The organism is Gryllotalpicola ginsengisoli DSM 22003 (assembly GCF_000419445.1).
GTDB classification, from domain to species: domain Bacteria; phylum Actinomycetota; class Actinomycetes; order Actinomycetales; family Microbacteriaceae; genus Gryllotalpicola; species Gryllotalpicola ginsengisoli.
Genome location: NZ_AULK01000009.1, coordinates 39,729 through 61,246 on the forward strand (window position 1 = coordinate 39,729; position 21,518 = coordinate 61,246).

14 protein-coding genes are annotated in these 21,518 nt (G+C 72.2%); 12 read left to right on the forward strand and 2 right to left on the reverse strand.

Going from position 1 to position 21,518, the window contains the following annotated elements:
• Positions 1–155: 155 nt before the first annotated feature.
• The 12 genes from H563_RS16700 (at position 156) to H563_RS0112905 (ending at position 19,297) form a co-directional block, all read left to right on the forward strand.
• Positions 156–1,379, forward strand: a complete 1,224-nt coding sequence (locus H563_RS16700; RefSeq protein WP_022883002.1) for a serine hydrolase domain-containing protein — start codon at positions 156–158, stop codon at positions 1,377–1,379.
• Positions 1,376–2,284 carry an N-acetylmuramic acid 6-phosphate etherase gene (murQ, locus tag H563_RS16705; RefSeq protein ID WP_022883003.1) on the forward strand — a complete coding sequence of 303 codons (909 nt, stop codon included), beginning with the start codon at positions 1,376–1,378 and terminating at the stop codon, positions 2,282–2,284. Before H563_RS16700 ends, murQ begins: the two co-directional genes overlap by 4 nt.
• 93 nt (positions 2,285–2,377) lie before the next feature.
• The gene (locus tag H563_RS0112860; protein WP_022883004.1) at positions 2,378–3,535 is read left to right on the forward strand and encodes a serine/threonine-protein kinase; all 1,158 of its coding nucleotides are present in this window, start codon (positions 2,378–2,380) and stop codon (positions 3,533–3,535) included.
• Entirely contained in the window at positions 3,535–9,585 is a 6,051-nt protein-coding gene (locus tag H563_RS16710) for an Ig-like domain-containing protein (protein ID WP_022883005.1), read from the forward strand. Before H563_RS0112860 ends, H563_RS16710 begins: the two co-directional genes overlap by 1 nt.
• A 10-nt stretch (positions 9,586–9,595) precedes the next feature.
• A complete protein-coding gene (locus H563_RS0112870; RefSeq protein ID WP_022883006.1) occupies positions 9,596–10,561 on the forward strand; it encodes an AAA family ATPase in 966 nt (321 codons plus the stop codon).
• Positions 10,558–11,913: a DUF58 domain-containing protein gene (locus H563_RS0112875; protein ID WP_022883007.1), complete on the forward strand. Its 1,356-nt coding sequence runs from the start codon at positions 10,558–10,560 to the stop codon at positions 11,911–11,913. Before H563_RS0112870 ends, H563_RS0112875 begins: the two co-directional genes overlap by 4 nt.
• Positions 11,910–14,396, forward strand: a complete 2,487-nt coding sequence (locus H563_RS0112880; protein ID WP_022883008.1) for a transglutaminase domain-containing protein — start codon at positions 11,910–11,912, stop codon at positions 14,394–14,396. Before H563_RS0112875 ends, H563_RS0112880 begins: the two co-directional genes overlap by 4 nt.
• Positions 14,396–15,874, forward strand: coding sequence for a DUF5684 domain-containing protein (locus H563_RS0112885; RefSeq protein ID WP_022883009.1), 1,479 nt, complete (start codon positions 14,396–14,398; stop codon positions 15,872–15,874). The genes H563_RS0112880 and H563_RS0112885 overlap by 1 nt, the downstream gene beginning before the upstream one ends.
• On the forward strand, positions 15,867–16,649 hold the full coding sequence (locus H563_RS16715) for a PP2C family protein-serine/threonine phosphatase (protein WP_081416299.1): 783 nt from the start codon (positions 15,867–15,869) through the stop codon (positions 16,647–16,649). Before H563_RS0112885 ends, H563_RS16715 begins: the two co-directional genes overlap by 8 nt.
• A complete protein-coding gene (locus tag H563_RS0112895) occupies positions 16,642–17,682 on the forward strand; it encodes a hypothetical protein (protein ID WP_022883011.1) in 1,041 nt (346 codons plus the stop codon). The genes H563_RS16715 and H563_RS0112895 overlap by 8 nt, the downstream gene beginning before the upstream one ends.
• Positions 17,683–17,769: 87 nt before the next feature.
• Positions 17,770–18,537, forward strand: a complete 768-nt coding sequence (locus tag H563_RS0112900; RefSeq protein WP_022883012.1) for an ABC transporter ATP-binding protein — start codon at positions 17,770–17,772, stop codon at positions 18,535–18,537.
• The gene (locus H563_RS0112905) at positions 18,530–19,297 is read left to right on the forward strand and encodes an ABC transporter permease (protein ID WP_022883013.1); all 768 of its coding nucleotides are present in this window, start codon (positions 18,530–18,532) and stop codon (positions 19,295–19,297) included. Before H563_RS0112900 ends, H563_RS0112905 begins: the two co-directional genes overlap by 8 nt.
• Positions 19,298–19,600: 303 nt before the next feature.
• On the opposite strand, the gene H563_RS0112915 is transcribed toward H563_RS0112905, so the two are convergent.
• Both H563_RS0112915 and H563_RS0112920 read right to left on the reverse strand, forming a co-directional pair.
• On the reverse strand, positions 19,601–21,148 hold the full coding sequence (locus tag H563_RS0112915) for an HNH endonuclease signature motif containing protein (protein ID WP_162138952.1): 1,548 nt from the start codon (positions 21,146–21,148) through the stop codon (positions 19,601–19,603).
• Positions 21,149–21,218: 70 nt separating this feature from the next.
• On the reverse strand, positions 21,219–21,518 hold a 300-nt coding region (locus H563_RS0112920; RefSeq protein ID WP_022883016.1), incomplete at its 5' end, for an integrase core domain-containing protein.

Consider the following 21,518-nt stretch of genomic DNA (forward strand, 5'->3'; position numbering starts at 1 on the left):
GCATCCGTGATCTCCATTCGCGCCTGACGGCGTGAGTCGATCAGCCAAGGCGAGCTGCCCGCCGGTCGACTCACGCGCAGCGCGAATGGAGACCGAGGCGCCAACGCAGAGGGCCCCCGCCGCCAGGCGGGGGCCCTCTCGTATGCTGGCGGCAGATGGACGAGATCGAAGAGCGCGTGCGGCGACTGCTCGAGCAACGCCTCGCGGCCGGCGCGTTCTCGGGCGCGGCCGTCGCGGTGGCCGTCGACGGGCGCACCGCCTTCGCGTTCGAACTCGGGCATGCGGCATCCGTCGACGCGTCGGGCGAGACGATCGACACGGATGCGCGCGAGCCGGTCACCCCCGACACGCTGTTCGACCTCGCCTCGCTCACGAAGGTGTTCTCGGCCCACACGCTGCTGCGCCTGGTCGAGCGCGGCGTGCTGGAGCTCGAGCGCCCCCTGGCCGACACCGTCGCCGAGTACCGCGACGTGGCGAAGGCGGGGGTGACGCTGGAGCACCTGCTGACGCACACCTCCGGGCTGCCGGCGACCTGGCACGGGTGGGAGCCGCCGCTGCGCGCGGCCCTGGCCGCCCTGCCCGACGACGCGCCGGCACTCATGGACTCGCCCCTCGTGGACTCGTCGTCTTGGGGCCGCGAGGCGCTGCACCGCGAGTTGCTGCGGACCCCGCTCGAGGCCGCGCCGGGAGAGCGCTTCGAGTACGCCTGCACCGGCTACAACACGGCCATGGTCGTCGCAGAACGCGCGAGCGGCCGGCCGTGGCACGAGCTGGTGCGCGCCGAGACGCTCGACCCGCTCGGGCTCGCCGAGTCAGACGTTCGCTTCGACCCGCCGGCCGAGCGGGCCGCCGCGACCGAGCTGCAGCCGCAGCTGCATCGCGGGCTCGTGCGCGGGCGCGTGCACGACGAGACCGCGTGGGCGCTCGGCGGCCGCTGTGCCAACGCGGGCCTGTTCGGCACCGCCCGCGCCGTGCTCGCCTTCACCGAGGCGATCCGGGAAGGGCGCGGAAGCATCTTCGGCGAGCTGATGTGGCGGAACCGGCTCGCCGGGATCACGGGCCGCCCCGTCACGCGCGGCGGCTACGGCGCGAGCCTCGGCCTGCGCATCGGGCAGCTCGGCATGATGGGCCGGCACGCGGCGGCGGCGCGCGGCCACACCGGGTTCACCGGCACGTCGCTGCAGACCGACCGCGAGGCGGGCATCAGCATCGTGCTGCTGACGAACCGGGTGCACCCGACGCGCGAGGGCGGCGCGTTCGAGGGCACGCGCGCCGCGGTCGCCGACGCCGTGTACGAGGGTCTGGGGCGCGGGAGCGGGACCGCGAGGTCCGCGGCGCGGGCCGCCGGCGGCGCCAGCGGAACCGAGGGGGTGCGATGAGCGGCGCGGCCGACGACGTGGACGGGCTGGCGACCGAGGCATCCGCTCACCCCGGAATCGCGCTCGACGCGCTGCCCACCGCGGAGTTCGTCGCCGTGATGAACGACCGCGACGCGCGCCTGGCAGGCGCGGTGCGCGCGCAGGCGACGCGGATCGCGCGCGTCATCGACGAGGCGAGCGAGCGGATGCGCCGCGGCGGCCGCCTCATCTACGTCGGCGCCGGCACCTCCGGCCGGCTGGGAGTGCTCGACGCCTCCGAGGTGCCGCCCACCTTCGGCGTCGAACCGGGCATCGTCGTCGGCATCATCGCCGGCGGGCCGGACGCGCTCGTCACCTCGGCCGAAGGGGTGGAGGACGACCCGACCGCAGGCGCCGCCGACGTCGACGCGGCCGGGGTGGGCGCCGCCGACACCGCGGTCGGCATCGCCGCGAGCGGCCGCACGCCGTACGTGATCGGCGCCCTCGAGCGGGCGCGCGAGCGCGGCGCGCTCACGGTGGGCCTGTCCTGCAACACGGGCACGCCGGTGTCGGCGGCGGCCGAGCTCGCGATCGAGGTGGCCGTCGGGCCCGAGGTGCTGGCCGGCTCGACCCGGCTCGGCGCCGGCACCGCCACCAAACTCGTGCTGAACACGATCTCCACCGGGGTCATGGTGCGCCTGGGCAAGACCTACCGCTCCCTGATGGTCGACGTGAAGGCGAGCAACGCCAAGCTGCGCCGCCGCGCGACCCGCATCGTCTGCGAGGCGACCGGAGCCGACGAGACGCAGGCCGTCCGCGCGCTCGAGCAGGCGGACTGGGGCGCCAAGCTCGCCATCGCGATGCTCGCCACGGGCCTCTCGGCGCCGGACGCGAGGGCCGCCCTCGACGCGGCCGGCGGCGTGCTCGGCCGGCTCATCGGCGACTGACGCCGCCGCCCACCCATTCGGGGGTGGGGCGGGCCGATCTGCCGCACGCCTCGGTTATCGTTGAGGCACGTTCGAGAGGAGGGGGATAAACGGATGGCTCACCGGCCGCCGTCGCAGCCTCCCGTGCTCTCGGGTTACGACTACCGATTCCCTCTCGGCACGGGCGGGTTCGCCGACGTCTTCCTCTACGAGCAGGACATGCCGCGCCGCTCGGTCGCGGTGAAGGTGCTGCTCGCGAGCCTCGTCGACGCCGACGTGCTGCGCATGTTCAACGCCGAGGCCGACGTGATGGCGAAGCTGAGCCCGCACCCGTCGATCCTCACCGTGCACGCCGCGAGCATCTCGGCCGACGGCCGGCCGTACCTCGTCATGGAGTACTGCCCCTCACCGCTCATCCGCCGCGACGAGAACGGCGCCAGCGATCCGATCCCCGTCGACCGGGCCCTGCACGTGGGCATCAAGATGGCCAGCGCCCTCGAGACGGCGCACCGCGCCGGCGTGCTGCACCGCGACATCAAGCCGTCCAACATCCTGCTCACGGCGTTCGGCTCGCCAGTGCTCTCCGACTTCGGCATCGCCACGAGCCTGGCCTCCAGCCACCACGAAGAGGTCTTCGCGATGAGCGTGCCGTGGAGCGCCCCCGAGGTGCTGCAGGAGCAGACCACCGGCACCGTGCAGAGCGAGGTGTGGGCGCTCGGGGCGACGATCTACACGCTGGTGGCCGGGCACGCGCCGTTCGAGAAGCCCGACCGGGCCGAGAACTCGCGGGCGAAGCAGCGGCAGCGGATCATCCGCGAACGCCCCAGGCCGCTGCCGAGCCACGTGCCCGAGGTCGTCGTGCAGGCGCTCATGACGACCATGTCGAAGAACCCGGCCTCGCGCCAGCGCAGCATGCTGCAGCTGGCGCGGGAACTGCAGCAGGCGCAATCCGATCTGGGCCTGGCGGTGACCCCGCTCGAACTCGCAGTCGACGAGTGGGCGCCGTCCTCGTCCCCGACCGACTTCGGCAACACCACGGTGCGCGGCGCGGTCGTCTCGACCGTGCCGGTGACCTCGGAACGCACCCGCACCCCGGCCGCCCCGCTCGGCCGCCGCGAGACGGGCGGCAGCACCGTCATCGCCCACCAGGGCGACCGTCTCGCCGACCGCCACCGGCTCTCGGCCGCATCCATCGCCGGCATCGTCGCCGGCGCCGTCGTGCTCGCCGTGGGGGCGGCCGTCTTCGCATTGGTGCAGTCGGGAGTCGTGTAGTGCCCGCGCAGCAGACGCGCGCGCGCGACGTGCTCACGAGCACCTGGTTCAAGGTCGTGGCGGCGGTCGTCGCCGTCGCCGCCCTCGTCACCGGGGCCGTCGTCGCGCAGGGCTACGACGTGAAGCAGACGCCCGTCGACGACACCACGGTGTGGGCGCTCAAGTCGAGCGCCAACAGCTACGCGCGGGTGAACACCGCCCTCGACGAGCTCGACACGGTGAAGACCGCCGCCGGCGCGAGCAACGTCGTGCAGACCGCCGGCCATGTGCTGCTGTACGCGCAGAACTACGCGAAGGTCGCATCCGTCAGCCAGTCGCAGCCGGCCGACCTCGCCGCCGACTCCGACAGCTTCGCCGAGACGCCGAGCGGCACCACCGAGGTGGTGCACGCGGGCGACTTCGTGGGCTACCTGACCGCCGACGGCAAGGTGTCGGTGGCGCAGGTCTCGGACGGGGCGAAGGCGCAGCGCGCCTCGGTTCCGCCGGCCGGATACAGCTCAGGGTCGAAGCGCGCGTACAGCGCCGACGCGATCGCCGTCTCGCCCGACGGCACCCTGTTCAGCTTCTCCCGCAGCGAGCACAGCGTGCTGCGGTACGACATCCGCAGCGGCCGGGTGACGGGCACGGATGCCGTCAGCGGCGGCCCCACGAAGCCCGGGTCGACCCTCACCGCCGTCGGCGACGACTGGGCACTGCTCTCGCCCGACCACGCCAGCCTGTGGATCGCCGGCCACAAGGGCGCGATCGACACGGGCCTCGGCCGGGAGGCGGTGCTGCAGCAGTCGTCGGACGCGCAGCAGGTGGTGCTCGCCGCCGACCACTCCGGGCTCGTCGCCTTCGACCTGACCTCGGGCAAGAAGACGACCCTGCTCGGCGGCGGCGACGACCTCGGCACCCCGGCCGCCCCCGCCTGGCAGGACAACCGGGCCTTCGCCGCCTGGCTGCCCACCTCGGGGCAGGGCACGCTGTGGTCGGGCAAGGCGAACCTCGACGGGGCGCCGAAGGGCGCCTCCCACGCGTTGTCCTACTCCGGAAAGTCCCTCGGCGGCGACCCCGACCCCGAGTTCGTCAGCAACGGCTCGCATCTGATCCTCAACGAGCTGGACCAGGGCTGGGTGTGGACGATGCCCGACGGCACGCTCGTGCCGAGCTCGCAGAACTGGTCGCTGCTCGACCAGCAGACGCAGGACAACGCCGTCAGCACGCAGCAGCGCACCACGGTCACCGACCCGCAGCCGCCCGTGGCCGAGAACGACTCCTTCGGGGTGCGGCCGGGCGCGCTCGTCACGCTGCCCGTGCTGCTCAACGACCACGACCCCAACGACGACGTGCTGTCGATCGTGCCCGACTCGGTCAAGGGCCTCGATCCGGCGTTCGGCACGGTGCACGTCGCCGGCGGGGGGCAGCTGCTCACGGTCGACGTGTCGGCGGATGCGCCGGACAGCGCAACCTTCACCTACAACATCAGCGACGGCACCACGGCCGACGGGCGCAAGGCCGAGCATCCGGCCACCGTGCACCTCAGCCTGCACTCGAGCGGCGACGCCGCCCCGGTCTGGTGCGGCGGCGACGCGAAGTGCGCCGAGGTGCAGAAGGACAAGTGGCCCACCCCTGAGCTGCCGCGCGGCGGCACCGTGACGGCCTCGGTGCTGCCGCAGTGGGTCGACCCCGACGGTGACGCAATGTTCGCCACGGCCACCGCCGACGACGGGCTCGCGGTGAGCGTGAACTCCTCGGGCACCGCGACCATCCAGGCCGAGCCGAACGCGGCCACGGGCAGGCACACGGTGCGGGTGACGGTGTCCGACGTGCAGGGGAAGACCGCCGAACGCGACCTCACCGTGACGGTCACCGGATCGCCGACGCTCACCGTCGAGAACTTCGGCCTGATGACCGCCGAGAACGTGCCGATCACGGTCGACCCGTCCTCGCACATCAGCGGGGCGGTCGGCACGCCCACCATCACCGCCGCGACCCCCTCCGACCGGACCGACGCGAAGGCGAGCATCGACAGCTCCGGCACCTCGTTCGAGTTCTCGGCGACGAAGGCCGGCAGTTACAGCGTCGCGATGACGGTCACCGACGACCGCAAGGCGCCCGCGACCGCCACCGTGCGGATCACCGTGGTGAAGGCGGGCCAGAAACTGCTGTCCACCACGCCCGTGACGGTCTTCGTGCGGCCGCAGATGGACACCTCGGTCGACGTGTTCCAGGCGGTGCAGAACCCGACCGGCGCGGTGCTGCTGCTCTCCGACCCGGAGCCGAAACCTGCCGACGGCGCCTCGCTCGACGTCGACGTGGTCGGGCAGAGCCAGCTGCGCGTGCGCGGCACGACCGGGGACGAGCAGCCGGGCCTGCTCGGCACGGTCCGCTACAAGGTCAGCGACGGCACCGGCAACTCCGCGATGGAGGCCGTGGGCATCGCCACCGTCTACCTGCTGGCCGCCTCGCAGCCGGCCGCGCCGATCACGATCGACGACACCGTCACCGCGCGGGCCGGCGCCCAGGTCGACATCCCGGTGCTCGCCAACGACGTCGGGCCCGACGGCAACGTCGTGGAGCTCGACCCCACCAGCATCCGCGTGCCCAAGGGCGGCGGCCTCGGCTTCGCCTCCGGCCAGACGCTGCGCTATCTCGCGCCGTCCAAGGCCGGCACGCTGGTGCTGCGCTACTCCGCCTACTCGGCCGGCAGTCCCAATCTGAGCGCCCAGGCGGAGGTGCACGTGCGGGTGCTCGCCGCCGGCGGCGACCGTCCGCCGCAACCGACGACGCTCACCGGCCGGGTTGTGGCGGGCTCGACCGTGCGCATCCCGTTCTCCGGGTACGGCGTCGACCCCGACGGGGACTCGGTGTCGCTCGAGCGGATCGTCGACCAGCCCGACGAGGGCACGGCGCAGATCGCCGCCGACGGGTCGGCCATCCTGTACAGCTCCGTCGCCGGCACCAAGGGCCCGGTGTCGTTCTCCTACGAGGTGCGGGACTCGAACGGCGAGACGGCGCGGGCGCTGGTGCGGGTGGGCGTGCTCGACGCGCAGTCGGACCCGGCGCCGGTGACCTTCAGCGACTACGTGCAGGTGCAGGCGGGGGCGAAGAACAAGGTGGAGGTGCATCCGATCGCCAACGATCTCGACCCCGCCGGGGGCACGCTCACGCTGAGCAGCGTCGTGCCCACCGCGCAGAAGGGCAGCGCCGAGTACCGCGAGCTGAAGTCGCACCTCAGCTCGGCCTCCGACGGCACCGTGGTGATCACGGCTCCCGACCGCGTCGGCACCATGACCTACACCTACTCGGTGAAGAACCAGCAGGGCGACGTGGGGGCCGGTCTGATCGTGGTGAAGGTCGTGTCGGCGCACGTGCCCGACTACCCGGTCGTCACCGACACGGTCGTCTCCGCGCAGGACCGCGACCGCCTCTCGGACGGCATTGACGTGGTCGCCGGCAAGGTGTCGTGGGGCGGCGGCGACGTCGACGCGCTGAAGCTGTCGCTGTGGGGCGACCCGAGCGGGGTCACCGTCTCGGGCGACGAGCTGAAGGTGGCCTCGGTGCCCGACGGCGGGCTGCTCGTACCGTTCGAGCTGACCGGGCGCGACTTCTCGGGCGCGAGCGTGAAGACGTACGGATTCCTGCGCGTGCCGGCCCTCGACGACCTGATCCTGGCGCTCAAATCCGACGCGCAGCCGGTGCAGGTCAAGGAGGGCGACTCGGCCACGTTCGACATGACCAAGCTCGTCACGGTTCCGCGCGGGCAGCGGCTGATCGTGCAGTCCGACGCGGTGGCCGCCTCGGGCACGAGGAAGAACGCGAGCTGCACCGCGGTGAACGCGCAGATCACGTACGCGGCCGGGCGCGGCTCTCCGTGGACCGACACCTGCGAGGTGCCGGTGAAGCTGTTCGGTCAGGACCGCTACACCGTGCTCGCGGTGCCGATCGTGATCACCCCGCTCAAGCCCGAGCCGTCGCTGCGGCCCGCGTCGCTCACGGTCAGCCCGGGGCAGCCGGCGCTCAGCTACGACCTCGCCGACATGACGACGTGGAGCGGCGCGGGCGAACACCCGCAGCTGCGCTACACGGTCACGCCGCACGGCTCCCTGTTCGACGTGTCGCTCGGCGCCGACGGCCACACGCTCAGCGTGCGCGCGAAGGACACGGCGAGCCCCGGCCTGGAGCAGACGGTCACCGTCTCGCTCGTCGGCTACTCGGTGCCGTCGGGCGTGATCACGCTGAAGGTCGGCCCGGCGCCGTCGACGCTGCCGCGCGGGGGATCGGTGGCGAAGACCTGCTCGGAGGCGAGCGGCGGCAGCTGCAGCATCCGTGTCATCGGCGCGCCCGGCGAGGTGAACGCGTACGCGAACACGCCGCTCAAGCTGGCCGGGGTCTCGTCGACGGCGGCCGGCTGCGAGGGCGTGACCTTCAAGGCGGCGGATGCGTCCACCGTGACCGCCTCGTGGAAGGACAGCGCCCCCGGCGGCACCTGCACGGTGCCGTTCCAGGTCACCGACGCGCAGGGCCGGCGCAGCGCGGCCGGATCGGGCGACGGCTCGATCGCGTTCAGCCTGCAGGGCTTCCCGAGCGCGCCCGCCGCGGTGGTGCAGACCGGCTACACCGGCGACAGTGTGACCCTGACGGTGACCCCGGGCGACGCGGCCAGCGCGTTCCCGGCTCTGGAGGGCTTCCACGTGTACGTGGGCGGCAAGCGGGTCGGCAGCTGCACGGCCGCGGGCGTGTGCGAGGCGATCGGCGGCCGCCAGAACGGGCAGAAGCAGACCTACACGGTGCGCGCGTTCAACGCGGTCGGCGAGTCGAAGGGCGCGGCGACGACGGATGCCTGGGCCTACCGCACCCCCGACGTGGGCAGCCTCGACACCGACCCTGTATACGTCGACCAGACCTCGCAGTCGACCGGGTTCTTCAACCTGAGCATCACCAACACCGACGACTCGACCGCGTCGTACCAGGTGACGGTCGGGGGGCAGCCGGCGCAGACGATCACAGCCTCGAGCGGGGCGAAGACGACGAAGCAGCTCTCTGCGCCGGCGGGCACCCCGACCAGCGTCACGGTGACCCCGCAGAGCAAGTACTCGCTGCCGCCGGGCGACGCGCCGGCGCCGCAGTCGGCGAGCACCACGGTCGTCACGGCGGGCACGCCGGGCGTGAGCTGGAGCACGCTTCCGGCCAAGACGAGCACCACCGACAGCTCGATCACGGTCCTCGGCAGCCCCGTCGTCGACAAGAACGGCAGCACCGAGCAGGGCGAGATCGTCTATGTCGCGACCGACCCGGGGGCGAGCCCCGGTTGCGCGTTCTACCCGGGCAACGCCGACCCGCTCGCGCACGGCGGCGACGCATCCTCGTCCTCGCAGACGATCAGCGGCCTGCAGCCGTTCAGCCGCTACGACGTGTGGGCCTGCTACACGAACCAGTACGGCGTCGCGCAGCAGAAGCTGAACGACGACCCGGTGCTCGTGTGGGACCAGTCGAACGCTCCCACCCCGACCGGATGCTCGTACTCGATCACCCAGCAGGGCGACGGCCTGCCCGACTACGAGTTCGGCCAGGGTGCCCCCGACTGCACCAGCGGCACGATCGAGAGCGGCTACCGGCTCACCTTCGACGGCTACGACGCATCCGCTTACGGCGAGACCGAGCAGATCACGGCCGAGTACTGCGCACTCGGCCAGTACTGCGGCAAGCAGGTGACGGTGAGCAACTCCGGGTCGGCGAAGTTCCAGATGCGCGTCGACTCGGTCGCGGCGCAGTGCACGACCACCGACGGCCAGACCACGCTCGGCATGACGCTGCAGGGTGAGGGCACCGACGCCGCCGGCGCGTCGATCAAGCCCGTGACCTACAGCTACACCGCGGCCGACGGCACGCCTCACACCGGCGCTGACGCATCGAAGCCGATTCCGGCGGGCGCGACGAACGTCGTGGTGACGAAGTACACGATCACATTCGGGGCCGGTGGCTTCGACAGCTACACGGGCGGAAGCGTGACTCCCGACTCGTGCGAGGTCGCGCCCGCAGCAGCAGACCCGGGCACCGGGGGATAGGAACACACGCATGGCGATCAGCGAAGAACAGGCATCGTGGTTTCAGAGCACCTTCCAGGCGCTCGCCGACAACGTCGAGCAGGTGGTGCTCGGCAAGCGGCACGTCATCGAGCTGGCGTTCACCGCCATGGTGAGCGAGGGGCACCTGCTGCTCGAAGACCTGCCCGGCACCGGCAAGACGAGCCTCGCGCGGGCCATGTCGCAGACGGTGCACGGCACGTCGACGCGCATCCAGTTCACGCCCGACCTGCTGCCCGGCGACGTCACCGGCATCACCGTGTACGACCAGAAGAACGGCGAGTTCGAGTTCCACGCCGGCCCCATCTTCGCCAACGTCGTGCTCGCCGACGAGATCAACCGCGCGAGCCCCAAGACCCAGTCGGCGCTGCTCGAGGCGATGGAGGAGGGCAAGGTCACCGTCGACGGCGTCACCCGCTCGACCGGCGCGCCGTTCCTCGTGATCGCCACCCAGAACCCCATCGAGCAGGCGGGCACCTACCCGCTGCCGGAGGCGCAGCTCGACCGCTTCATGATCAAGACCAGCCTCGGCTACCCCGACCTGGCGGCCACCGTGCGCATCCTCGAGGCGACCAGCGAGCTGCCGCACGAGCTCAACCCGGTGATCACCCCGCAGGCGCTCGTCGGCATGTCGGGCATCGCCCGTGCGGTGCACGTCGATCCGGTGATCTTCGACTACATCGGCCGCCTCGTCGAGGCGACCCGCACCGCGAGCCAGACCCGGGTCGGCGTCAGCGTGCGCGGGGCGCGCGCCCTCACCAAGGCGGCCAAGACGTGGGCCGCCGCGCAGGGCCGCGGCTACGTGACCGTCGACGACGTGAAGAGCCTCGCCGTCCCCGCGCTCGCCCACCGCCTCGTGCTCGACCCCGAGGCCGAGTTCGACGGCGTCACCGGCGCCGCCGTGATCGGCCAGGTCCTGCTCGACGTCGTGCCTCCCGTCAGGAGCAGCGCCGCGTGACCATCGACCAGACCGGCACCACCGGCGGCACCATCTCCGGCACCGCCACCGGCACCGCCACGCACTTCACCAGGGAGCAGTGGAGCACGCGGGCGCGCATCGCCGTGTGGGCGGTCCGGTCGTGGCGCGAGATCCAGTCGGCGGCGACGTCGTTCTGGAAGCGCGTGTCGGACACGGTGACGCCGGTCGGATGGCTCGCGCTGTTCGCCGTCGTCGTGCTGCTGCCCGTCGGGCTGGAGCTCGGCTGGATCGAGCTCGTACTCGCCGGCCTCATCTCGGCGGCGGTGCTGCTGATCGCCATCCCGTTCCTGGCCGGCACGCTCGCCTACAGCGTCGACTTCGGCCTGCCCGTCGACCGGGTCGTCGCCGGCAGCGTCGTGACCGGCGAGCTGAAGGTCACCAACACCTCCCGTCACCTGGAACTGCCCGGCCGCATCGACGTGCCCGTCGGCGCGGGCCTCACCGACCTGTGGGTGCCGCTGCTGCGCCCCGGGCACTCGCACGCCGAGCAGGTGGTGATCCCGGCCCACCGCCGCGGCATCATCGACGTCGGCCCCGTCACGACCGTGCGCACCGACCCGCTGGGCACCCTGAAGCGGGAGGCGTCGTGGGCCGAGGTGCACCGGCTCTTCGTGCATCCGAAGACCGTGTCGATCCCGTCCACCAGCTCGGGCTTCGTCCGCGACCTCGAGGGCACGCCCACCCGCGACATCGCGGCGGAGGACATCTCCTTCCACCAGATCCGCGAATACCAGCCGGGCGACGGCCAGCGGCACATCCACTGGAAGTCGACCGCGAAGACCGGCGAACTGATGGTGCGCGAGTTCGAGGAGACGCGCCGCAGCCGGCTCGCCATCGTGCTCGGCATGCACGAGGGCGAGTTCGCCGACGACGACGAGTACGAGCTCGCCGTGTCGGTGGCGGGGTCGCTCGGCGTGCGGGCCATCCGTGACGGCCGTGACGTCGCCGTGCTCGCCAGCGACCAGATCCTCGACGTCGCCCGGCGCTCGGTGCGCGCCATGCAGTCGCTGACCGTGACGACGCCGAACGCGCTGCTCGACGACCTCGCCACCGTCGAGCGCTCGCCGTACGCGATGGCGTTCGAGGAGGTGTGCGACCTCGCGACCCAGGCCATGAGCGACCTGTCCATCGTGTTCGTGCTGTGCGGGTCGAACGTCGAGCGGCAGCGGCTCAGCCAGCTGACCCTGCACTTCCCGCCGGGCGTGCAGGTGGTCGCCGTCATCGCGAACCCCGGCGCGGAGCCCGGCTTCCGCTGGCTCGGCCGCATCGGCGTGTTCACCGTCGCCGTACTCGACGACTTCCGCCACCTTCTGCGCAGGGCGGGCGTATGAGCAGGCACGGGGCACGGTCGTACGACCCGGCGGCGGCCGTCGACGCGGCGTTCATCGTGGCGCTCGCCGCGGTGGCGGTGTTCGCCGCGTGGCCGATCTACGAGACGCCGTACCTGCTGCTCACCGCCGCGGGGGCGCTCGCGCTCGCGTACGGCGTGACCGCGCTGGGGCGGATGCTGCGCTGGTCGTGGCTCGCCACCACCTTCGCCGCGCTCCTCTGCTACGCCGCGTTCGGCGTTCCGCTCGCGATTCCGCAGTCGTTCGCGTCCCGGCTCGACCTCGCGCTCGGCTACCGGCAGCTCGCGAGCGCGACCGTGTTCGGCTTCAAGCGGCTCGTCACCGTGCCGCTGCCCGTCGGCCACTATCAAGAGCTGCTGGTGCCGTTCTACCTGGTGCTCTTCGTCTGCGCGTTGGTCGCGTTCACCCTGGTGCTGCGCGGCCGGCGCGGCCAGGGCGCCGTCGTGCCGGTGATGCTCGTGCCGATCGCGTTCGGGCCGGCGTTCGGCTCGAGCAGGATGAGCGACGCGATCTCGGTCTTCGGGTTCCGGGTCCTCGCCCCGCTCCAGCTGCTGCTGGCCGTGCTCGCGCTCGGACTGTGCGGCGGCTTCCTCGTGTGGCGGGCGCAGCACGCCCGCCGCGTGTCCCTGCGCACGGCCGAGTCGGCGAGCGGGGTGCACCGCGCGAGCGGCGGCGGCTGGGCCACGCTGCGGCGCGCGGCGGCGGCCGCCGGCGTCTCCCTCGTCGCGGTGATCGTCGCCGTGCCGATCGCCTCGACCGCCCTCGCGCCGGGCGACCGGCAGGTGCTGCGCACCTCGATCGACCCGACCGTGCAGCTGCGCCGCTACGAGAGCCCGCTCACCACCTACCGCACCGCCTTCACCCCGTCGCAGTTCGATACGCCGCTGCTCACGGTGAAGGGCGACCTGGCGAAGGTCGGCCGGCTGCGGGTGGCCACGCTCAGCTACTACAACGGGCAGCAGTTCCAGGTGCTCTCGCAGACCGGCGACGTCGCCACCGCGTTCAAGCGCATCCCGCAGCTCACGGCCGGCGGCGCGGGGGACGACGCCGAGGTCACCGTCACGATCGACGACTGGGACGAGGCGTGGCTGCCCACCGTCTCGGGTCTCAGCTCGGTCTCGTTCGCCGGATCGCGCGCCAACAGCCTCACCGACGGCTTCTACTACAACACGGATGCCGACGCCGGCGTGCAACTGAACCCGCTGCACCGCGGCGACAGCTACACCCTGGCCGCCTCGACGAGCGGCTCGGCGCAGTCGCAGACGCTCGCCGACCTGCCGGCCCCGGCGCCCGCCACGCAGACGAGCGACATCCCCAAGAGCCTCACCGAGTGGGTGCGCCAGCAGGGCGTCTCCGCCGACGGCGCCGGGCTCGAGAAGCTGATCGACAGGCTGCGCGCCCGCGGCTACCTCAGCCACTCCCTCGACAAGCCGGCATCCGACGTGCCGGACGCAGACAGCTGGGTGGCTCAGCTCAGGCAGGCCGCGCCCGGGTACAAGTGGCAGGCGAGCCCCGCCGGCGAGTCGATGGACCGCATCGGCGACATGTTCACCGACCTGCTGCGGGCGCAGCAGCAGACCGACTCGACCGACGACGCCGACCTCGTTGCGGCGGTGGGCGACGACGAGCAGTTCGCCGTGGCATCCGCTCTCATCGCCGAGTCGCTCGGCTACGACGCGCGCGTCGTGCTCGGCTTCGACCTCACCGCCTCGGCGACCGGCGGCGCGAACGACGGGGTGAAGGCGTGCGCGGACGGCGTCTGCCGCGGCCAGAACCTGAGCGCGTGGGTCGAGGTGAAGGGGGCGGATGACACGTGGATCGCCGTCGACACCACGCCGCAGTTCACGCAGCCGCTGTCGCCGGACCAGACCAAGCAGCGCTATCCGTGGAAGGGCACCGAGGTCGACCAGAAGGGCGCCCAGGTGCAGAACCCGCCCGAGGCGAACCCGAGCGGCGACGACCGGCGACCCGAGCAGAGCAACACCGAGACCTCGCACGACTCGCAGCTGCTCGTGCCGGTGCTGAGGATCGGCGGCACGATCGTGCTGGTGCTGATGGTGCTCGCGGCGCCGTTCGCGTCGGTGCTGATCGTGAAGGCCGCGCGGCGCCGCGAGCGGAGGCGGGCCGCGAGCGCCGCCGAGCGTATGGCCGCCGGCTGGGACGAGCTCGTCGACGCCGCCGTCGATCTTGGGCTGCCCGCGCCCGGGGTGCGCACGCGCGCCGAGGCGGCGACGCTGTACGCGTCGGTGGTGCGGTCGGCCGACCCGCGGGCCTTGCGTACACTGGCTGCTGACGCAGACGAGGCGGTGTTCGGGGCATTCGATCCGCCTGCGCAGGCGGCCGAGGGCTACTGGGCGACGCTCGACGAACAGCTCGAACGGCTCGCGGCCGGCTTCCCCACCTGGAAGCGGCTGTTCGCCAGATTCTCGCTGCGATCTTTCCGCACCGGGAGAGGACGAGGCTGATGGACTCGCAGGTCACGCAGGCGCTCGCCGTGGCGACGACGCTCGCGTGGGCGGGGATCGCGGCCGGCCTGATCATCTGGCTCGTCGTCGTGCCGATCGGGCTCTCCGGCATCTTCGCCGCGCTGGGGGTGCCGAAGTCGCGCGCGTGGATCCCGTTCGCGAACCTCGCCACGGTGTACCGGCTCGGCGGGTTCAGCGAGTTCTGGGTCATCGCGCTGGTGATCCCGGGGGCGTCGGCCGTCGGCGCGATCGTCCTGTTCGTGGCGAGCCACAACATCAACCGCCGGCTCGGCAAGGGCGCCGGCTACACGGTGCTCGCCGTGCTGGTGTGGTGGGTGTGGGCGCTCGTGCTCGGGCTCGGCCGCCTCGCCGAGACGAATCCGTCGGCCGGCGGCGGCGAGCCGGTGGTGTGGTCGCTCACCCCGCGGCCCGAGCCGTCGGCGGCGATGCCCGACGATTCGGCGTCGCGCTCGGCGTCGCGCTCCTGGGCGAGTTCGCAGCAGGGCCCGGCCGCGCCCGTTTTCACGGATGCTTCGCCCCAGCCCTCCACGACGCTGATCGGCCGCATGTCTCCGCCCGCCGACGCTCCGGCCAGGCCGCCCGCGTCGTCGCCGCCCGCCGCCCCCGCGGCAGCCCCGGCGTCCGCGCAGGCCGCGGCTTCCGCCCCGGTCCCGCCGGCGTCCGCGCAGCCCGCGGCGGCACCCGCCGAAACCCTCCGCCGCTCACCGCAGTGGATCACTCCGCCCCCGTCGGTCGCTCCCGCGCCGGCCGCCGCGCCCGCCTCGTCGCCCGCGCCGTCGCCCGCGCGTTCCGCAGACGCCGCCCCGCCGGCATCGTCCGTCCCGCCCGCCGCGCCCGCCTCGTCGCCGTCGCCCACGCGTTCCGCAGACGCCGCCCCGCCGGCATCGTCCGTCCCACCGGCCGTGCCCGCCGCCACCCCGAGCGCGCCGCCGCCGGCCCCGGCCGTGCAGCCGACGCAGCAGTACCAGCACCTGCCGGCGCCTCCCCGGCCCGCGACCGCCCCCGGCTCTGCGACCCCGCCCGCCCAGCCGGCGAGCACCGAGGCGCCCGACGACGCGACGGTCATCTCGAAGAACCGCTTCACTCCCGACCCCGACGCGACGGTGGTGTCGGCGCGCCGGCGCACGCGCTTCCGGGTCGAGTCCGACCTCGGCGCCCGCGTCGAGCTCACGGGGTCGGCGGTCATCGTCGGCAGGCGGCCGGTGCAGCATCCGTTGTACCCGCACGCGCAGCTGGTGACCATGACGGATGCGCAGCGATCGGTGTCCGCCTCGCACGCGGTGCTCGAGCAGATCGACGGCGAGTGGATGATCACCGACCTCGGCTCGACGAACGGCGTGTGGCTGGTCGACCCGGACACGGGGGCGGAGACCGAGCTCGGCGCCCACAACCGCGCGCCGATGACACCCGAGGTGCTGCTCGGCGAGCTGCGCATCAAGGTGGTTCCCGTTGGCTGACGCGTCGGGTGACGAGCGGGTGACGGTCGTCGAGAGCGAGGCCGAGGGCGGGCTGCACGCGGCGTCGGCGACGGATCGCGGCAACCGCCGCTCGGGCAACGAGGATTCGCACCTGGCCGAGTTCCCGGTGTACATCGTGGCCGACGGCATGGGCGGGCACGACGCGGGGGATGTGGCGAGCGCCGCGGTCATCCGTGCGTTCACGCCGCTCGTCGGCCGGCGCGATGTGCGGCCCGACGAGGTGGCCGACGTGATCCGCAAGGCGCACCAGTCGGTCGTGTCGATCAGCGACCACACGCCGCGCGGGGCGGGCTCGACCCTGACCGGAGTGGTGCAGGTACGGCACGACGGCGTGCCCTACTGGCTCGTGGTGAACGTCGGCGACTCGCGCGTCTACCGGGTGCGAGGCAGCAGGTTCGAGCGCATGACGATCGACCACTCGATCATGCAGGAGCAGCTGGACGCCGGCCTGCTCACCCTCGAAGAGGCCGAGACCTTCGCGCACAAGAACGTGATCACCCGCGCGGTGGGCGCCCCCGACAGCCCGCCGGACTACTGGGTGCACCCGGTCGAGCCGGGGGAGCGCCTGATGATCTGCTCCGACGGGCTGCACGGCGAGGTCGCCGAGGCCGACATGTTCGAGCTGCTCGAGGCGAACCCCGACCCGGCCGACGCGGTGCGCGCACTGGTCGACCGCGCCCTCGAGAACGGCGGGCACGACAACGTGACGGTGATCGTCGTCGACGTGCAGCACGAGGCGGCGACGGATGCCTGACCGGCACCCCTTCGACGACGATGACACCGTGGTGACGGGCCGCCCGGTGCCGCCCGCCGACGAGTCCGGCGGTTACGACGGGGCGGACGACGAGACGGTCGTGACGGGTCGCCCGTCGGCCCCGGAGCCCGAGTCCGACGATGAGACCGTTGTGACCGGTCGCCCAGCGCCGCCCGCAGGCGAGTCCGGCGAGTCCGGCGAGTTCGAGGATGAGACGGTCGTGACGGGTCGCCCGCCGGCTCCGCAGCCCGGCGCCGACGATGAGACGGTCGTGACCGGCCGCCCAGCGCCGCGCGCAGGCGAGTCCGGCGAGTCCGACGAGTCCGAGGATGAGACGGTCGTGACGGGCCGCCCGCCGGCTCCGCAGCCCGACGCCGACGATGAGACGGTCGTGACCGGCGGCCCGCCGGCGGTGGATGCATCCGCAGAATCCGACGACGAGACGGTCGTGACAGGCCGTGCGGCGGCAGCGGGTGCGCCTTCCGAACCCGACGACGAGACCGTTGTGACCGGCCGCCCGCCGGGGGACGCGCCCTGGGAGCCCGAATCCGACGACGAGACCGTCGTGACCGGCCGGAAGCCGCAGCCGGACAACGCCGGCGACAGCTCGGCTTCGACCGACGGCCCGCCCACCGTGCCCATGGAAGCGGCCCATGACGACACGATCCGCGTGGTTCCGCGCGCCTCCTCAGAGGCCGCGCAATACCGGGTGGCGCGGGCGTTGCCGCCGCAGGCACCGCCCGTGAACGACATCACGCTGCTCGAGTTCCGACCGCCCGAGGTCCCGAGCGGCAGCGTCGTGCGGTATGCGACGCGGGCCGGCTTCACCGTCACCGAGCTGCCCCCGTTCGACGCCGAGTGGACCGTCCCGCCCCGCACCCCGCGCTCGGCCGACACGTCCGCGATCCTCGACGAGCAGGTCGCGGCGCGCCTGTCCTGGCGGCGCCGCGCGGTCCTGACCATCGCCCTCGTGACGGCGGCGGCCGTGGTCGTGGCGGCCGTGGGAATCTGGCTCCTCTTCCACCTGAAATGACGCCAACCGAACGGACACGACCCGATATGACATCGACGGCCTTCAAACCTGGCCCGGCGTGCGGCCGAGGCTCTAGCCTGGTGCATCGTGACTGACCCGATCCTGGTCGTCGACGGCCTCACCGTCGATTACGGCTCCCGCCGAGCGGTGAACGACCTCTCCTTCTCGATCGAGCGCGGCGAGATCTTCGGGCTCCTCGGCCCGAACGGCGCCGGCAAGACGACCACGCTCAGCGTGATCGAGGGTCTGCGGAAGCCGACGACCGGTTCGGTACGCATCGACGGCGTCGACGCTCTGGCGAATCCGCTGGCGGTGAAGGCGAAGCTCGGCGTGCAGCTGCAGGCCACCAGTTTCCAGGACGAGCTGACGCTCAGCCAGCTGCTGCGCCTCTACGCGGGGCTCTACGGGGTGCGGCTCGACACCCGCGCCATCCGCGACCGGCTCGAGGAGTGGGGGCTCGGCGACGAGGCGGACAAGGCGTTCAAACGTCTGTCCGGCGGTCAGCAGCAGCGCTTCTCGCTCTCGGTCGCCGTGGTGCATCGGCCGCTGCTCCTCCTGCTCGACGAGCCGACGGCGGGCCTCGACCCGCAGTCGCGCCGCCAGCTCTGGGATCGGATCGAGCGTCTGCGGGCGGACGGCGGCAGCATCGTGCTGACGACGCATTCGATGGAGGAGGCGCAGTCGGTGTGCGATCGGATCGCGATCGTCGACCACGGCGGGCTCATCGCGCTCGGCGCCCCCTCGGGTCTGATCGCTCAGTACCGGGACGATCCGCGCGTGCGGCAGGTCTCGCGCGGCGAGCCGACGCTCGAGGATGTCTTCATCGGCCTGACGGGGAGTGCGATCCGTGACTGACACCACCGGCCCGCAGTCGGGCCCCGACCTGCGTCTCACCGTTTCGTCGTTGCTGCGCGCCGATTTCACCGTGCTGACGCGCACGCGGCAGGCGATCCTGCTCAACTTCCTGGTCCCGCTGGTCTTCATCGTGGCGACGAGCCTCGGTCAGGGCAACGTGCTGAGCGATCCCGGGATGCTGATCGGATTGGCCATCACCTATGGGCTGATGTCATCCGGCATGCTCGGCTACTCGATCGCGGTCGCGCGCGACCGTGACAACGGCGTGTTCCAGCGGCTTCGCGTCACGCCCACCCCGACGTGGGCGATCATGGGCAGCCGCATCGTCGTGCAGGTCACGGTCAATCTCGTCATGGCGATCGTGGTCCTCATCGTCGGAAGTGCGCTGCACCAAGTCGTGTTCGAGTGGTGGCAGTACCTTTCGATCCTCGGCGTCTCGCTGCTCGGAGCCACGGTCTTCCTCGGCCTTGGCCAGACGATCGTCGGTCTATTGCGCTCGTCCGCTGCGATCTCCGGCATCGGCCGGGTGCTCTACATCCTGCTTCTGCTCTCCGGAATCCTGGGGTCGACCGGTCTGCTCGGATCGGGCTTCAAGACCTTCTCGGAGTGGACCCCCGTCGGCGCGCTCGTGAACCTCTACGCGGCAGCCCTGGGCGGAGGTTTCACCACCGACACGCTCATCGGACTGTGCGCGTCGATCGGGTATGCGCTGATCTTCGCCGTGATCGGCATCCGCTGGTTCCGCTGGGAGTCGCACTGACCACCGAGTGACGTCGGACAACCAGCGCAGAGGACGAGCACGGATGCGAGCGCAGATGCTCGAACGGATGCTGGAACGGACGCTGGAACGGATGCCACCACGTTGGCGCCAAGGGTTGCAGCGGGTCATCGCCGTAGCCGTAGCCCTGACCGTAGCCGTAGCCGTAGCCGTAGCCGTAGCCGTAGCCGTCGCTATCGCGGCAGCGATCGTGCTTCTCATGACGTACCGGACCTCCGAGTGGATCTCGTGATCGCGGTGCCTGAGTGTTCGTATCTGCTTCTGGGCAGGGTTGTGCTGTGGTGTTTATCCGGTGTCGTTTCGGGTTTGCGGTGTTTGGGTTTCCAGGTGGGTTCGGATGCCGGATTTGTGGTGCAGGGTCAGGGGTGGCTGGCCTGGCCAGTGCAGGGTGTAGGTGGTGTTGTGTCGGGTGATGCGGGCGCCGTGGTTGTGCAGGCTGAGGTGGTGGTAGCGGCACAGCAGCACGCCGTCTTTGGTCTCGGTCTTGTGATTCTGAATGCTTTCGGACCAGGGGTTGATGTGGTGGGCTTCGCACCCGGAGGGGGGTCTGCTGCAGCCGGGGAAGAGGCAGCCGCCGTCCCGGGCGGCCAGGGCCCGGCGTTGGAGCCTGGTGAACACGCGCTGGTCCCTGCCGGCGTCCAGGGCTTTGCCGTCGGGGTCCAGGAGCAGGGTGGTGAACACGCCGGCGCAGAGTCCGGCCAGGGCGGTGGTGGCCGGGACCGGGTCGGGTACCCCGTCCAGCCAGGCCAGCCCGACCTCGGGGCCCGGGCAGGCGCGAGATCCTGTCGCGGTCGTGCCGTGGCCGGTGTCGTGCCGGGCGCGCGGGCCGGGGCGGCCGTGGCCGGGCCCGTGGTCGGCGGCGTGCCCGGAACCGTCGGCCCCGCCCGTTCCGCCCGGGCAGGGGTGCTGCCCGAATGTCCCGGCCGGGGTGGGGCAGTGGGTGTGGTCTCCGGTGTGGTGGCGGGCCAGCACGTTCTGGGCTGTGCGGGCGCGGGTCAGGTCGGCGGGGGTGAGGGTGAGGGTGACGGTGGTGTCGTGGTCGCCGAACACCTCGTGCGGGGAGGCGTTCACGCCGGTGGTGAACAGGGTGAGGAATTCGTCCACCAGCAGCTGCTCGTTGCTTCGCGGATCCAACTCGAGCTCTTTCGCGCGTTGGATCTCGGCCGCGTCCCGGAACCTCGGGCCGCCGGTCCTGGGCCCGAGCCGCAGGGTGAGCGGGGCCCAGAACCTCTGGTCGGATTCCGGGTCCAGGAGCAGGTCGTAGCGGATCATCCCGTCCGCGCGTTCGGCGCGTTTCAGCGACCTCGCCTCGAACCGGGCGTGCGCGTCGGCTTGCGCGGTGCGGGCGTCCAGGCTCGCGCGCAGGCGGCGGGCGGCGCGGGCCAGTTCCTCGGCCCGCCACCCCGACTCCCACGCCGCCTGAACCAGCTCGAGCACCGCGTCCCGCCACAGCGGGGCATGCTGCGGACCGGGTGGGGTGCCGAGGGCGGTGACGAGCGCGTCGCCGTCCGCAGCAGACAGCCAGCCGTTGCGCACCGCGACCGCCACCGGCGCCTCCCACGAGCCGGACAGCCCCGCCAGGTACTCCACGGACCGCTCGGACGGTTCCGCGTCCGCATCCGGTGCGGCGGGGGCGACGTGCTGCGCGGTCTCCAACAAGCCCCCGACCCGCACGAGTCTCGCCGCCTCACCCCGGCTGGTGCCGGTGACCTGCTGCACCAACTCCGCCCCGCTCCGTAACCCCGAGGATTGCGCCAGCCCGTCCTTGCCCAGCTCCCGGGCCGAACGCCGGTCGATCTCCGCCGCGAAGGCGGCCAGGCGGGCATCCAGCACCGCCCGCGCCTGCCCCAACAACCGCGCCCCCTCCGTCAACTCGACACCTGATTCGCCCTGGGTTTGGTTCCTAGTGGTTTCCGGGGCTGGCGAGTGCCGGTCCGGGCGTTTCGTGGTCAGCGTAGTGCGCGGCCTCGACCTCTGCAGGGGTGCGATAGCCGAGCTCGGAGTGCAGCCGCTGGTTGTTCCACCACCACACGTACTCGAGCGTGGCGAGCTCGACCTGCTCGACGGTTCTCCAGGGCTTGCGCGGCCAGATCAGTTCGGCCTTGTACAGCCCGTTGACGGCCTCGGCCATCGCGTTGTCATAGGAGTCTCCGACGGTGCCGGTGGAGGGGACCGCGCCGAGCTCGAGCACGCGGTCGGTGTA